Genomic DNA, 13,138 nt, shown 5'->3' with positions numbered 1-13,138 from the left:
AGCCGGACTACAGCAAGTCCTGTTGGTTACCGGTGGCGGCCTTGAGGCCGATGGCGCCGTAGCCCTTGGCGGTGAGGATGCGGCCCTGGGCGGTGCGGGCGAGGTAGCCTTCCTGGATGAGGAAGGGCTCGTGGACTTCCTCGAGGGTCTCGGCCTCCTCGCCGACGGCAATGGCGATGGTGCCGAGGCCGACGGGGCCGCCCGCGTAGTGCTCGGCCATGAGGCGGAGGACGCGCTTGTCCATCTCGTCGAGGCCGGCGGCGTCGATCTCGAGGAGTTCGAGGGCGGCGGCGGCGACGGGCTGGGTGATACGGCCCTTGGCCTTCTCGGAGGCGTAGTCGCGGCAGAAGTTGACGAGGTTGTTGGCGATGCGGGGCGTGCCGCGGGCGCGGCTGGCGATCTCGCGGGCGCCGCCGGCGTCGAGGTCGACCTGCAGCAGGCCGCAGCTGCGGGTGACAATGCCCTCGAGCGTGGCGCGCTCGTAGTAGTCGAGGCGGGTGTTGAGGGTGAAGCGGGAGCGGAGGGGCGCGGTGAGCAGGCCGGAGCGGGTGGTGGCGCCGATGAGGGTGAAGCGCGGGATGGAGAGGCGCACGCTGCGGGCGTTGGGGCCCTGGTCGATCATGATGTCGAGGCGGAAGTCCTCCATCGCGCTATAGAGGTATTCCTCGACGGTCTTGGGGATGCGGTGGATCTCGTCGATGAAGAGGATGTCGCCCTCCTCGAGGTTGGTGAGCAGGCCGGCGAGGTCGCCGGCCTTCTCGATGACGGGGCCGGAGGTGACGCGGACGTTGCGGCCGAGCTCGTGGCCGAGGATGAAGGCGAGGGTGGTCTTGCCGAGGCCTGGCGGGCCGGAGAGGAGGATGTGGTTGAGGGCCTCGCCGCGGCGCTTGGCGGCGCCGACCATGACCTGGAGGCGCTCGACGGTCTTGGGCTGGCCGGCGAAGTCGGCGAAGGAGAGCGGACGCAGGGCGGCCTCGGCGGGGGAGACCGGGGCGGTCAGGGCCGTGGTGAGGAAGTCGGTGCCCTTGGCGGATTTTTCAGGAGAAGGCATGAATCAGATTTTTAACCACAAAGGCACGAAGACACAAAGGGTCGAGGCAGACGGACTCTTTGTGCCTCTGGGTCTTTGTGGTTCACACGAATCATTTCCACTCCACGTCGGCGCCGAGGGAGCGGAGGTTTTCGACGAAGTTGGGGTGGGCGCGCTTGATGGTGTCGGCGTTCTTCACCACGGATTTGCCCGGGATGCTGGCGGCGACCATGTAGAGGGCGACGGCGGCGCGAATGATGTAGGGGGCCTCGACGGTGGACGGGCGGAGGGGCTTGGCGCCGAAGACGGTGATGCGGTGCGGGTCGCTGACGACGACATGAGCGCCGAACTTGGCGAGCTCCGACATCCAGGTGAAGCCGCCCTCGTAGACCTTGTTCCAGAACATGACCGCCCCTTCCGAGCGGACGCCGAGGGCGATCATGCAGGGGAGGAGGTCGACGGGAAAATAGGGCCAGGGCGCGGCCTCGATCTTGGGGAGGAGGTTGGAGGTGAAGGGCTCCTCGACGACGAGCTTCTGCCGTTTGCGGACGATGGCGGTGTCGCCGTCGTGCTCGATCTTCACGCCGAGCTTCGCGAAGGAGCGGGTGATGAGGTCGAAGTGATGCGGGAGGGAATTTTTGACGCGGATCTCGCCGCCGGTGATGGCGCCGAGGGCGAGGAAGGTGACGATCTCGTGGTGGTCGGAGTTGATCGTGAACGTGCCGCCCTTGAGTTTCGCCACGCCGGTGACGGTGAGCTGGCTGGTGCCGAGGCCGGCGATCTTGGCGCCCATGGCGGCGAGGACGGCGCACATATCCTGCACGTGGGGCTCGCTGGCGGCGTTGAGGAGGACGGACTGGCCCTCGGCGAGGACGGCGGCCATGACGAAGTTCTCGGTGGCGGTGACCGACATGTAGTCGGGCCAGTGGCGCGCGCCCTGGAAGCGGCCCTTCAGCGTGAGGGTCAGGTCATCGCGGTGCGTGGCGACCTTGGCGCCGAGTTTTTCCAAAATCTCGAGGTGGGGATCGAGCTCGCGGATGCCGAGGGAGCAGCCCTTGGCGTTGGCGGGGAGCGCGAATTTCTTCATGCGCTGCAGGAGCGGCGCGAAGAGGAGGACGGCGGAGCGCATGCCGGCGGGCAGTTCGCCGTTGAGGCGGCGGGCGTCGAACGTCGAGTGGTCGAGCGTCATGGTGCCGGCGGCGCGGTCCCAGGTGACGGCGGAGCCCTGCTCGGTGAAGAAGGCGACGAGTTTCTCGACGTCGGTGATCAGCGGCACGTTGCGGAGCGTGACCCGGGCGTCGGTCAGGAGCGTCGCGCAGAGGATGGGCAGGACGGAGTTCTTGTTGCCTGACGGCGTGATGGTGCCGCTGAGGGGTTTACCGCCGTGGATGATGAGATCGGCCATGTCGCTTAAAGGGTGGTGTCTGCTTGTCGGCGCGGGAGGCCGCTGGCAAGCAGGCTCCTCAAAGCGCGGGGGAGCCGCGAACAAAAAAAGGCGCCCGGTGAGGGGCGCCTTGATCAGGTCAGGAGGGTGAGCTCAGAGGCTGCCGCTGGAGCGGGTGCCCTCGGAGCGTTCGCCCCGGTAGCCACCGCCGCCGCCACCACCACCGCTGCGGCCGCGGCCGCCGCGGTTGCGGCGCTGGCCGCCACCTTCACCGCCGCCCGGGCCGCCGCGATTGCGGCCGCCACGGTGACGACGCTGTTCGCCGCCGTCGCGACGAAGTTCACCACCGGCGGAAGGGCCGGCGGTGACGGGCTCGCTGGCGGGGGAGCCGCCGAAGAGGCCCTTGAGCCAGCCGAGGAAGCCGCCGGACTTGGCGGGGGCCTCGGCGGAAGGCGCCGTGGTCGCGCGGGGCGACTCGGCGCTGCGCGGGGCGGACTCGTCACGCTCGCGGCGCTCGCGGGGAGCGCCACCCCAGTTACGGGGCGTGGGCACGAACGTCACGCCGGGGCGCACGTAGAGGAACTGGGGCGGGATCGAGTCGATGTCGACGGGTTCGTCGGCCGGGGCCTCGGCGCGCTCGGCGCGCGGCTGCTCCTCACGACGCGGACGCTCGGCGCGTTCGCGGGCGGGGCGGAAACCTTCGCTCTCCCAAGTCTGGGCGGTCGAGGTTTTCTGCTCGGCGGGGGGCAGGATGTTGAGTTCGGCGGGCGTCTCGTCGATGGCGGCCGGGGCGACTTCCGCCACGGGGGCGGGAGCAGCGACGGCGGGGGCGACGTAAGCGACGGGCGCGGGGGTCGGGATGACGGGAGCCGCGGGAGCGGCTGCAGCCACCGGTGTTTCCACCGGGGCGAACGGGTTGGTATACTCGCGGGGGGCAGTGACGACTTCGATGGCCGTGGGCTTGTAGTCGCTGGCGGGGGTGGACGCGGAGGCGGCCGGGGTGCTGGGACGCTTAGCCTTCCCGCGGGCCAGGCCGGAGCCGCGGGTGGTGCCGAAGGTCGGGAAAGCGGCGTCGGGCGCCGGGGTGGTCGCGGTGGCTTCGGCAGGAGCACCGGACGATTCTGTGGAGGACATGTCTATGTTGTTGGTTGTGAAAGCGCCTGCCCATTGGGCGGCGCGGTATGGGATGCCAGCCGGAGCTCGTGGTAACGTGCTCGGCCCTTCGATTTCGCTCGGGGCAGACGGCGGCAATAACGCGGACAACGTCGCCCACCCCCTCTGGGAGGGCAACGTTATTTTTCCCCGGCGCGGGGCTTGCCAGAGGGAAAGGGGGCTCCCAAGCTCCCCGGCCATGGACAAACTCGAGGAGATCTTCCGTATGCAAGATGCGCTGAATAAGCGCATTGGAGTGGAATTGCCCCCGCCGACCGACGAGGAAAAAGCCAAGTGGATCCTCAATTATACGCGGGCCATGCAGCAGGAAACGGCTGAGCTGATCGACAGCGTGCCGTGGAAATGGTGGGCCAAATACCAGAAGTTCGACGAGCAGAACGCGAAGGTCGAGGTCGTGGACCTTTTCCACTTTCTGGTGTCGCTGGCGCAGACCCTCGGCATGACGCCGGATGATGTTTACCAGGCCTATCTCAAGAAGAACGCCGTGAACCACCAGCGGCAGGACAGCGGTTACGTGAAGAAGGACGAGGCGGACTCGAAGCACATTTGAGCGGAAGCGCGGGGCGCTTCGCTCAACTAACAAGTTCCAAGGCTCAAGGACCAAGTATCCCACGGCCGGGGATCTTGGCCCTGGTTGTTTTACGCCGCGGGCTTAACCGCCCGTGGTCGCGCGCAGAAACAGGAACTTGCCCACCGGCTTGCCGGTCGGGCCGAACTTGCCGGCCTGGATGCGTTGCACGTCGACGAGTAGGACCTCTCCGTCCTTCAGGGGCGAGAGGATGAACATGAAGAAGTCGTCACCGAAGCGGGCGTGGCGGAGGAGAATTTTCACGCCATCGGGGGTGGGCTCGTAGCCGCCGTTGCGTTCCCAGGTGCCGGACCATTCGGTAGCGCCGCGGGCGTCCTTGGTGCGGACGGTGAAGGTGCGGTCGCGTTGCTCGATTTCCACGCGGGTGATCGCGGCGTGCTCGATGGAGCCGGCGGCGAGGTCCAGATTGAGGCCGAACAGGGCGCGCAGGGAGACCGGGCCGGAGTAGTCGGAATCGGTTTCGACGATCGAGCCCTCGCTCTCGTAGGTGCCCGTCACCGTGGGCACGGAAGCGCGGGCCGGGGCCCAGACGAAACAGGCGGCGGCGAAGGTCAGGAGCGCGAGGCTGTAACGGGGCAGGGCGCGGGGGGAGCGCGGTAGCCCGGTCGGGAGGTGGGGTAGGGGGGTATTCATAATGACTCCGATGGACGCATGATGCTCTCAGTGGGGTGCGGGGTGCAAACCTGGATTGAAGGGGAAGAGCCGGGTTGGGGGTGAGTGAAGCCGCGGAGACTTCGCGGCGGGCACGGACCCGCACCACGGCTGTCAGGTCGTGGCGCCGGCATCCTCCCAAGCGCTCAGACCACAGCGACGAAGCTGCCGGAGAACTCGACGGCGGGTTTGCCGGATGCGCCCGGGACAACGGAGTGCAAATCCATGCGGGCTTTCTTGAAGCGGCGGAGTTCGTCGAAGAACGTCGCGGTGAGTTCCGGGGAGGGGCGGGCGCAGGTGGCGCGAAAGGTGCCGCGCACGGGGGCGCGGTAGTGGGCGTGGCTTTCTTTCACGACGACGTGGCCGTCGAGGCCGCCCTCGACGAGGAGGGTCCAGAGCGCGGCGTAGCAGGCGAGGGTGGGCAGGGTGTGGAGGGCGCCGCCGAAGACCGTGCCGAGGTGGTTGATATTGGGGGCGAGCGGGGCCTCGAGGATGAGGAGTTCCGGGCCGGTCTGGATCACGCGGATGCCCATGGCGGCGGTGAGGGGGATCTTGGCGTGGAGGAATTGCTCCAGCCGGGTCGGGGCCATGCTGGCGGGGACGGAGTCGCTCATGCGGGGCGAAAGATGGAAGGCGGTCGCCGGGGGAGCAAGCGCAGCGGTGAGCCGCGACGGAAATGAGGCGGGGCGGAGTGAGACAGAGCCAGGGCACGTCGCCTGATTGGTTTGCCTGCAGGAAGTGCGGGTCACGCTCCGGCTGGATTCTGTCGGAAAAATCACGCAAAGTGTCCGGAACGAGCCAGCTCGCTCGTTGTAGGGATGAGCCTTCAAGCCATGAGCCGCCGCCACTCCGCCAAACATTTCCCACGCCGGTCTGCCCGCGGGCGGTTGCGTCTCCTGTCCCCGGGCTGAACCTCGTATCCCGCAGCACCCAAACTTCCCCACATCCATCCCACCATGAGCACCTCAGCTACCGTTCCCAACTACATGTTCCTTTTCCGCGAGCCGCTCAGCCCGCCCGAGCTGGCGCCCGACCAGATGCAGCAGTCCTTTCAGCGCTGGCTCGACTGGGTCGCCGCCATGCGGGCCAAGGGCCAGTACGTGGCGGGCGAACCGCTCGAACCGACACCGGGCCGCGTGTTGCGCGGGGCGCCGGTGGTGGCGGTCACGGACGGTCCTTACGCCGAGGCGAAGGAAGTCATCGGCGGTTACATGGTGATCCGCGCGGCCAGCCTGGTCGAGGCGGAGGCGATCGCCCGGGATTGTCCCGGCTTGGCCGACGGCGGCTCGGTCGAGGTGCGGCAGGTGATGCCGGTGTCGGAGTGAGGTGGGCGGTGGTCGCTCAAGCTTCGCGCTCGAGGTCGGACCAAGGTCCGACCCTACATTCGATCAGCTAAACTTTTGCTGCGGATAAAGCGGATGAAGACGGATGGCGCGGGGAAAGGAAGGGCGCGAGGTCACGGAGTGAAGTGGAATGCCACTGGCTCAGGCACTCGTCAGGGCGGGATCGCTTCGCTGGCGGGGCCTGTCTGCGGCCGAGCGTGGGTGGACGCGAAGAGGCTTGAGAGATCGGCGGCTCGGGCCGGGCGGATTTCAAGCGGTGGGCCCGGCGGGAAGCGGTAGTGGCGGGATTCGAATTTCACTTTCGCGCCACCGGTGCTGTAGGTTTGGAGCAGGGTGTTCATTTCGGCGAAGTCCCGGCCGAAGCACGCGCGGAACAGTTCCTCCGAGAGGGGTTCTGTTTCCAGGCGACGGATAAAGGTTTGGTAGGGGTCACGCAGGTCGCGGTACGGCCGGGTGGAGCCGAAGAGGCACATGTGCATGAAGAGCGTGGCGTGGTGGTAGGCGTCGAGGACGGGCTCGCCGTTGCGCTCGGCGGCGGCCAGCGCGGCCGGAGTGAGGGCCAGCAGTCTGGCGAGGTCCGGGCCGCGTTGGGGGCCGAAGGAATGGGCGTGGGAAAGGCCGAGTTCGAGGCGCTGGCGTCCGATGACGACGCGGGCGAGGATCTCGCGGGTACCGTATTGGCGCCAGAGGGGGTAACGGCCGAGGGGCGACCGTTCGAAGGCGAGGGCGACGGAGCGGCGGCGGAGGGAGCGCTCGACGTGGCGCGCTTCGGCGGCGTCGATGAGGATGACCGGACGAGTTCCCGACCGGGCGCTGGAGGTGCGGTCCGCTTCACCGCCGAACAGCCGGAAAGTCTTGGTGTTTTCGCAGAGGACCACGGTCACGGGTTGGTCGGCCGGCAGGGCCGCCTCGGGGAAGTGCGCGTGCACGAAATCCTGGAAGACGAGGAAATCGTCGAGGAGGTCCCGCGTTTCCCGCGCCCGGAGCTGGCTGAGGATTTCCGTGCGGCCGCTGCGCGCGTAGAGCCAGCCCTTGGTGGGGAAGTCGCCGGTCACCACGACCGGGGGAAGGATCAGCGGGTCGTGCGGATTGGACACCCGTGCGCGGTCCGGCAACAGATCCGGTTCGGTGGCCAGCCCGGGAAGGCCGGCGAGCAGGAGGATGACCGCGGACAGAAGTGCCGGTTTCATGCCGCCGGGGTCCGGGGTGGGAGGGCAGGCCGCGCTTTCGGGCGGTGGGGATTCATGGTCAGGAAGCTACCATGGAAATCGGGAAAGACACAGGAGGGAGTTGGCCACCCAAGGCACAGAAGCGGAATACAGCCGGAGTATTTTTATCACTGATGGCGCGGATGGACACAGAAGGAATTTATCGGTGGCGATCCGTGATATCCATGGTTAATACTCCGGCATGGACTGCCGTACCGGCTGTGGCGCGTGTTGTATCGCGCCCTCGATCACCTCGCCGATCCCCGGCATGCCGCACGGGAAGCCGGCGGGGATCCCGTGCGTGCAGTTGCTGCCGGACATGCGGTGTGCGCTCTTCGGGCGGCCGGAGCGGCCGGCGGTGTGCGTCGGGCTTCAGCCGAGGGAAGACATGTGCGGGGTGAGCCGGGATGAAGCGCTGGATTACCTGCGCGGCCTGGAATTGGCGACGCGACCGGCGAGTTAATCGCGGCCCACAGGGACGTGGGCCCTCCAGATAGGCCAACCCATCCGGAGGCCGGGTTCCACCCAGGCGATTTGAAATCTCACATTTGAGATTTGAGATGCCCGGCGCGGCGCCGGGCTAGTGGCCGCCGTCGAGGTCGCCGGGCTTGAGGAGCGGGGCGAAGAGGGCCTTGTTGCTGCCCTTCATGTAGGCTTCCTTCGGCTCGACGGTGCCGTCCTTCACGCGGGCCATGAGGCTGTTGTCCATCGTGATCATGCCCTCCTCCTTGCCGCTCTCGATGATGCCGCGGATGTTGGCGATCTGGCCGGAGCGGATGGTGTTGGGGAGCGCCTCGTGCTGGAGCAAAATCTCGTGCACGGCGACGCGGCCCTTGGGCACTTTCTTGCAGAGGAGCTGGGCGACGACGCCGGCGAGGCAGCCGGCGAGCATGACGCGCACCTGGTTCTGTTCCTCGGCGGGGAAGGTGTTGATGATGCGGTCGACGGTCTTCGGGGCGTTGTTGGTGTGCAGCGTACCGAAGACGAGCATGCCCATCGAGGCACAGGAGAGGGCGAGCTTGATGGTTTCCATCTCGCGCATTTCGCCGAGGAGGAGGATGTCGGGGTCGTGGCGCATGGCGCCCTTGAGCGCGGCGCCGAAGGTCTCGGTGTGCTCGCCGACCTCACGGTGGACGATGGTCGACTTCTTGCAGGGGTGGACGAACTCGATGGGGTCCTCGATCGTGATGATGTGGCGGGCGAGGTTGTCGTTGATGTAGTCGATCATCGCCGCGAGCGTGGTCGACTTGCCGGAGCCGGTGGGGCCGGTGACGACGACGAGGCCCTGGTCAAGGTGGCAGAGCTTCTTCAGCGCCTCGGGGAGGTTGAGCGTGCTGAAGGAGAGGATCTTCGCCGGGATCTGGCGCATGACGGCGGCCTGACCCCAGTGGTTGTAGAGGAAGTTGGCGCGGAAGCGGGCGAGGCCCTCCACCTCGTGGGCGAGGTCGAGGTCCTTCTTCTCGAGAAATTCATGCCACCGTTTCTCGGGGGTGATCTCCTTGAGGAGTGCTTCCATTTCCTTGGCTGTGACCGCGCCCTCGCGGATGACCTGGAGCGAGCCGGAGATGCGGGACTTCGGGGGCAGGCCGACGGTGAGGTGCAGGTCGGAACCGCCTTTCTCAAGCATCGTGCGGAGGAGGGAGTCGATGGCGGCCATGGTCAGAGGGCGGAGGACAGGGGACGAAGGCGGCGGTCGCGCGGGTCAGGTGACCTTGGCGCGGACGTTGCGGGTGCTGATGTTGTTGAGGGCGGTCTCCTTCGTGATCTTGCGCTGCTGGTAGAGCTCGAGGACGACGTTTTCCATGATGCACATGCCCTCCTTGACGCCGGTCTCCATGGTGTTGCGGAGGCCGGAGGTCTTGCCCTCGCGGATGAGGGCCTGGATGGCGGTGTTGGAGACCATGATCTCGCAGGCGACCACGAGCCCGCCTTCGGTGGAGGGGAGGAGGCGCTGGCAGACGACGCCGCGGAGGGACTCGGCGACGGAGGCGCGGATCTGGGTCTGCTGCGCGGGGGGGAAGACGTCGAGGAGGCGGTTGAGCGTGGTGGAGGCGTCGCTCGTGTGCATGGTGCCGATCACGAGGTGACCGGTCTCGGAGGCGCTGATGGCCATCTCGATGGTCTCGAGATCGCGGAGCTCGCCGATGACGATGACATCGGGGTCCTCGCGGAGGGCGCCCTTGAGCGCGGAGAAGAAGGACTTGGTGTGCGGGCCGACCTCGCGCTGGGTGACGTTGCAGCCCTTGGGGAGCTGGACGACCTCGATCGGGTCCTCGACGGTGATGATGTGGTCCTCGCGCTGCTCGTTGAGCTCGGCGACCATGGCGGCGAGGGTGGTGGTCTTGCCGGCGCCGACAGGGCCCGTGATGAGGATGAGGCCGTTGTGGTAGGAGAGGAGCTTGCGGATGGCGTCGAGGTTGCGCAGGCCGAGCTCGTCGAGCTTGGGGACGCCGGCGGGCACCATGCGGTAGGAGCCGGAGGGGCCCCACTTGTGGAACATCAGGTTGACGCGGTAGCGGTGCTCGGCGTCGAGCGCGAGGGCGAGGTCGTAGTCGCGGCGCTCGAGGAAGATATTCTTCTGGTGCTCGGCGAGGAGGACGGTGTTGAGGCGGAGGGATTCCTCGTCGGTGAGGATGTGCTCGGTGATGGGGGAGAGGGCGCGCAGGCGGCGGACGAAGGGCTTGGAGCCGGCGGAGAGATGGAGGTCGCTCGCGCCGTAGAGACCGGCATCGATGAGAAGCTTGCGCAGGGCGGCGGCGAGGGCGGTGTCGTCCATCGTACCGATGCGATCAAAGGGAAACTGGGGGGCGGGGCCGTCGCCGGCGGTGGCTTTGGCCTTGGTCCCGGCATTGCCTGTCGGCGCCGGGGCATCAGCGTGGTCGTCCTGGTCTGCGAGCAGGGGATTGGGTTCGGGCGGGCCGACCCCGGCGCGGGCGGCGGCGTTGCCGGCGAGCTCCTCGAGTTTCTCGACGTCGCTGACGATCCCGTCGTCGATCAGCCGCTGGGCATAGGTGACGAGGTCGGCGTCGCGGCCGGCGGCCCGGAGGGTGGCGAGGGCCTGGTCGCGGGTGAACAACTTCGCGTTCAGGCCGAGGCGGATGAGCCAGAGGGTCTCGTTGTTCATGCCGGGGAGTGGCGGAATCCTCTGCAGGAGAGGATGGTTGGCAAGGCTGGACTCGGGGGTGGGGCGGGAACCGCCGAGGGGAGACGGCCGGGGGCCGGGCGGTGAATCTTCCGTGCAACTTCGCGGCAGGTGTGCGAGTCTTCCGACCATGCCCTTGCTGCGCCTGCTGTTTGCCGGATTCGTCGCCCTCTTCGCGATGCTCGCGGTGGCTTTCACCGCCGCCGTCGTGATTTTCGCGGGTCTGCTGGGTTGGGTGACGCAGTTATTCCGGGGCAAACCCCGGCCGGTGCGCTCGGGTCCGGCCGCGGCCTCGGGTCGGCGGACGCGGATGCCGGCTGGTGAGGTGATCGACGTGGAGGCCACGAAGGTGCCGGACGAGCCGGGTGGGCGGTGAGGGGCCCGGACATCCCGCGTCGGGCGCCGGGCCGGCCGGCTTTGGAAATCCCGCCACCCCGAGCCCCGAAACCCGGGCTTGCTAGAGGGGGCGGGGGGCGTCTCCCTGATCCCTTACACAAATGAAACTCATCGATCTCAACCGCCAAGGCGGTATCGGCGCCAATTCCCTCCTTCTGATGATCGGTGATCTGAACATCCTCGTGGATTGCGGGCTCAACCCCAAGACCCCGGGGGTCGGCGCCCTGCCGGACCTCTCGCTGCTCCGCGACATCGAATTGGACCTCATCATCATCACGCACTGTCACCTCGACCATATCGGCGGCCTGCCGGTGGTGATGCGCCAGCACCCGAAGACCCCGGTGCTACTCACGCAGTCGAGCCGCATGCTGATCGAGAAGATGCTGCACAATTCCGCCAACGTGATGCAGAAGCAGAAGGAGGAGGACGGGGTCCCCGGCTACCCGCTGTTCACGCACAAGGAGATCGAGGGCCTGACCAAGCGGTTCGTGGGCCTGCCCTTCAAGAAGGTCAAAAAGATCAAGGGCAAGCGCGGCGAGATCGAGCTGATGTTCCATCCCTCGGGCCACGTGGCCGGGGCGACGGCGGTCGAGATCCACCACGGCATGCGGAAGATTTTCCTGACGGGCGACGTGTTGTTCGAGCACCTGCGCACGCTGAAGGGGGCGCATTTCCCGATCGGTCATTTCGACACGCTGATCATCGAGACGACGCGCGGCATGACCGAGCGCGCCTACGGCAAGGAGCGGGTGCACGAGATCGCCCGCCTGATCGACTCGATCAACGACACGATCGCCAAGGGCGGCTCGTTCCTGCTGCCGGTGTTCGCTCTCGGGCGCATGCAGGAGCTGCTGGCGGTCTTCCATGACGCCCGCCGCTTCGGCCGGCTCATCGAGTGCCCGATCTACGCGGGCGGCCTGGGCATCGGCCTGTCGGAGCTCTTTGATGAGGTCTCGCGCAAGACCAAGGACGTGCAGTTCGACATGCGCATCCTGAAGGATCTCGGCCTGCGCAAGCTGCCGAAGAAGATCATGCCCGGCCAGGAGCCGGCGCAGAAGGGCCTTTATATCGTCAGTTCCGGCATGCTGGTCGAGAAGACGCCGAGCTACGCGCTGGCCTCGGGCCTGCTCGGGCACGCGCGCAACACGATCGGTTTCGTGGGCTACTGCGATCCGGACACCCCGGGTGGCAAGCTGCTGGCGACCAAGCCCGGCGCGACCTTTGCCTTCGATGCGCTGGATGTGCGGACCAAGGTGAAGGCGCGCGTCGACCGGTTCGAACTGAGCGGGCACGCCGAGCGCGGCGAGCTGCTGGAGTTTGCGGTGCAGACCAAGGCCCGGAGCATCGTGCTGACGCACGGCGACCCGGATGCGCGCGACTGGTTCAAGACCCAGCTCGCCGAGCAGTTGCCCAAGGCCAAGGTCATTGACCCGGTGCCGCTGCGGCTGCACGAGGTTTAAGATCGTTCAATTCCCGCGTAGGGCTGGTCAAGGGATGCCGAGCCCGGCCGCCGGCCGCCGGTTAGGCTAGGCTGTGTCTCCGTTGGCATTTTTCCAACGCGGCGCAACCCTACCCATGAACAAAACCCTCCGTAAAGTCCTGCCCTGTCTGCTCCTCCTGGTCGCCACGACCGCCCTGCCGGCGGCCAGCCCGTGGTCGGTCCGCCTCCGGGCCACCTACCTCGAGACCGTCGACAAGTCCGACGCCTTCTCCGCCCTCGGCATCGCCTTCGCCCCGAACGCCGTGTCGGTCAGCGACAAGCTGATTCCTGAGATCGACGTCGCCTATGCCTTCACCGACACGCTCTCCGCCGAGCTGGTGTTGACCATCCCCCAGGAACACTCCGTCTCGCTCGCCGGCGTCGGCCGGCTCGGTTCCTTCAAGCACCTACCCCCCACGCTGCTGTTCCAATACCGGGCCCTGCCGGGTGCGGCGATCCGTCCCTACGTGGCGGCGGGCGTGAATTTCACGCTGATCTGGGATGACCGGCTCGTCGTGGCCGGCGTGCCCCTGCGTCTGGAAAACAACAGCACCGGCCTGGCTTTGCAGGCGGGTGTGGACTGGAAGCTCGACGAGCGCTGGTCCTTCAACCTCGACCTGAAGCGCGCTTACATCCGCTCGGGCGTGTATGCCGGCGCGGCCCGTCTGACCGAGGCCCGGCTCGATCCCTGGCTGTACGCCGCGGGCGTGCGCTACGAGTTCTGAGCGAATTACGGTTCGCT

The 13,138-nt window shown here is 67.3% G+C and carries 14 protein-coding genes; 6 read left to right on the top strand and 8 right to left on the bottom strand.

Annotated features, from left to right (window positions below):
* Positions 1–7 precede the first annotated feature (7 nt).
* The 3 genes from ruvB to Verru16B_RS18095 form a co-directional block, all read right to left on the bottom strand.
* Entirely contained in the window at positions 8–1,051 is a 1,044-nt protein-coding gene (ruvB, locus tag Verru16B_RS02625) for a Holliday junction branch migration DNA helicase RuvB (RefSeq protein WP_069960830.1), read from the bottom strand.
* A gap of 91 nt (positions 1,052–1,142) precedes the next feature.
* Positions 1,143–2,435 carry a UDP-N-acetylglucosamine 1-carboxyvinyltransferase gene (locus tag Verru16B_RS02620; protein ID WP_069960829.1) on the bottom strand — a complete coding sequence of 431 codons (1,293 nt, stop codon included), beginning with the start codon at positions 2,433–2,435 and terminating at the stop codon, positions 1,143–1,145.
* Positions 2,436–2,567: 132 nt separating this feature from the next.
* The gene (locus Verru16B_RS18095; protein ID WP_069960828.1) at positions 2,568–3,548 is read right to left on the bottom strand and encodes a hypothetical protein; all 981 of its coding nucleotides are present in this window, start codon (positions 3,546–3,548) and stop codon (positions 2,568–2,570) included.
* Between the two features lie 217 nt (positions 3,549–3,765).
* Between Verru16B_RS18095 and Verru16B_RS02610 the strand changes: the two genes are divergently transcribed.
* Complete coding sequence (locus Verru16B_RS02610; RefSeq protein WP_069960827.1) at positions 3,766–4,137, top strand: dUTPase; 372 nt, start codon at positions 3,766–3,768, stop codon at positions 4,135–4,137.
* A gap of 102 nt (positions 4,138–4,239) precedes the next feature.
* Here the strand turns inward: Verru16B_RS02610 and Verru16B_RS02605 are convergent, their stop codons facing one another.
* Both Verru16B_RS02605 and Verru16B_RS18200 read right to left on the bottom strand, forming a co-directional pair.
* Positions 4,240–4,809, bottom strand: a complete 570-nt coding sequence (locus Verru16B_RS02605; protein WP_069960826.1) for a hypothetical protein — start codon at positions 4,807–4,809, stop codon at positions 4,240–4,242.
* Positions 4,810–4,973: 164 nt separating this feature from the next.
* Positions 4,974–5,441: a YiiD C-terminal domain-containing protein gene (locus Verru16B_RS18200; protein ID WP_157772138.1), complete on the bottom strand. Its 468-nt coding sequence runs from the start codon at positions 5,439–5,441 to the stop codon at positions 4,974–4,976.
* A 342-nt stretch (positions 5,442–5,783) separates the two neighbouring features.
* On the opposite strand from Verru16B_RS18200, the gene Verru16B_RS02595 reads away from it, so the two are divergent.
* A complete protein-coding gene (locus tag Verru16B_RS02595; RefSeq protein WP_083270043.1) occupies positions 5,784–6,152 on the top strand; it encodes a YciI family protein in 369 nt (122 codons plus the stop codon).
* A gap of 170 nt (positions 6,153–6,322) precedes the next feature.
* On the opposite strand, the gene Verru16B_RS02590 is transcribed toward Verru16B_RS02595, so the two are convergent.
* Entirely contained in the window at positions 6,323–7,360 is a 1,038-nt protein-coding gene (locus tag Verru16B_RS02590; protein WP_069960824.1) for a hypothetical protein, read from the bottom strand.
* Positions 7,361–7,580: 220 nt separating this feature from the next.
* Here Verru16B_RS02590 and Verru16B_RS19185 point away from each other — a divergent pair, with 220 nt between their 5' ends.
* Positions 7,581–7,841 carry a YkgJ family cysteine cluster protein gene (locus Verru16B_RS19185; RefSeq protein ID WP_069960823.1) on the top strand — a complete coding sequence of 87 codons (261 nt, stop codon included), beginning with the start codon at positions 7,581–7,583 and terminating at the stop codon, positions 7,839–7,841.
* Positions 7,842–7,958: 117 nt separating this feature from the next.
* Here the strand turns inward: Verru16B_RS19185 and Verru16B_RS02580 are convergent, their stop codons facing one another.
* Positions 7,959–9,035, bottom strand: a complete 1,077-nt coding sequence (locus Verru16B_RS02580) for a type IV pilus twitching motility protein PilT (RefSeq protein WP_069960822.1) — start codon at positions 9,033–9,035, stop codon at positions 7,959–7,961.
* Positions 9,036–9,080: 45 nt separating this feature from the next.
* Positions 9,081–10,502 carry a type IV pilus twitching motility protein PilT gene (locus Verru16B_RS02575; protein ID WP_157772136.1) on the bottom strand — a complete coding sequence of 474 codons (1,422 nt, stop codon included), beginning with the start codon at positions 10,500–10,502 and terminating at the stop codon, positions 9,081–9,083.
* Positions 10,503–10,650: 148 nt separating this feature from the next.
* Between Verru16B_RS02575 and Verru16B_RS02570 the strand changes: the two genes are divergently transcribed.
* The 3 genes from Verru16B_RS02570 to Verru16B_RS02560 all read left to right on the top strand — a co-directional run bounded on the left by Verru16B_RS02570 (position 10,651) and on the right by Verru16B_RS02560 (position 13,121).
* Entirely contained in the window at positions 10,651–10,896 is a 246-nt protein-coding gene (locus Verru16B_RS02570; protein ID WP_069960821.1) for a hypothetical protein, read from the top strand.
* A 121-nt stretch (positions 10,897–11,017) separates the two neighbouring features.
* A complete protein-coding gene (locus tag Verru16B_RS02565; protein ID WP_069960820.1) occupies positions 11,018–12,376 on the top strand; it encodes an MBL fold metallo-hydrolase in 1,359 nt (452 codons plus the stop codon).
* A 115-nt stretch (positions 12,377–12,491) separates the two neighbouring features.
* Positions 12,492–13,121, top strand: a complete 630-nt coding sequence (locus Verru16B_RS02560) for an OmpW/AlkL family protein (protein WP_069960819.1) — start codon at positions 12,492–12,494, stop codon at positions 13,119–13,121.
* The last annotated feature ends 17 nt before the right edge of the window (positions 13,122–13,138 follow it).

The organism is Lacunisphaera limnophila, from assembly GCF_001746835.1.
Classification (GTDB): Bacteria; Verrucomicrobiota; Verrucomicrobiia; order Opitutales; family Opitutaceae; genus Lacunisphaera; species Lacunisphaera limnophila.
Note: the sequence above shows the minus strand (reverse complement) of the source record. Positions and strands in the feature narration are given on the sequence as shown.

Coding starts and splice junctions, on each gene's coding strand:
- ruvB (WP_069960830.1), bottom strand. CDS start 1,051: ATGCCTTCTCCTGAAAAATCCGCCAAGGGCACCGACTTCCTCACCACG.
- Verru16B_RS02620 (WP_069960829.1), bottom strand. CDS start 2,435: ATGGCCGATCTCATCATCCACGGCGGTAAACCCCTCAGCGGCACCATC.
- Verru16B_RS18095 (WP_069960828.1), bottom strand. CDS start 3,548: ATGTCCTCCACAGAATCGTCCGGTGCTCCTGCCGAAGCCACCGCGACC.
- Verru16B_RS02610 (WP_069960827.1), top strand. CDS start 3,766: ATGGACAAACTCGAGGAGATCTTCCGTATGCAAGATGCGCTGAATAAG.
- Verru16B_RS02605 (WP_069960826.1), bottom strand. CDS start 4,809: ATGAATACCCCCCTACCCCACCTCCCGACCGGGCTACCGCGCTCCCCC.
- Verru16B_RS18200 (WP_157772138.1), bottom strand. CDS start 5,441: ATGAGCGACTCCGTCCCCGCCAGCATGGCCCCGACCCGGCTGGAGCAA.
- Verru16B_RS02595 (WP_083270043.1), top strand. CDS start 5,784: ATGAGCACCTCAGCTACCGTTCCCAACTACATGTTCCTTTTCCGCGAG.
- Verru16B_RS02590 (WP_069960824.1), bottom strand. CDS start 7,360: ATGAAACCGGCACTTCTGTCCGCGGTCATCCTCCTGCTCGCCGGCCTT.
- Verru16B_RS19185 (WP_069960823.1), top strand. CDS start 7,581: ATGGACTGCCGTACCGGCTGTGGCGCGTGTTGTATCGCGCCCTCGATC.
- Verru16B_RS02580 (WP_069960822.1), bottom strand. CDS start 9,035: ATGGCCGCCATCGACTCCCTCCTCCGCACGATGCTTGAGAAAGGCGGT.
- Verru16B_RS02575 (WP_157772136.1), bottom strand. CDS start 10,502: ATGAACAACGAGACCCTCTGGCTCATCCGCCTCGGCCTGAACGCGAAG.
- Verru16B_RS02570 (WP_069960821.1), top strand. CDS start 10,651: ATGCCCTTGCTGCGCCTGCTGTTTGCCGGATTCGTCGCCCTCTTCGCG.
- Verru16B_RS02565 (WP_069960820.1), top strand. CDS start 11,018: ATGAAACTCATCGATCTCAACCGCCAAGGCGGTATCGGCGCCAATTCC.
- Verru16B_RS02560 (WP_069960819.1), top strand. CDS start 12,492: ATGAACAAAACCCTCCGTAAAGTCCTGCCCTGTCTGCTCCTCCTGGTC.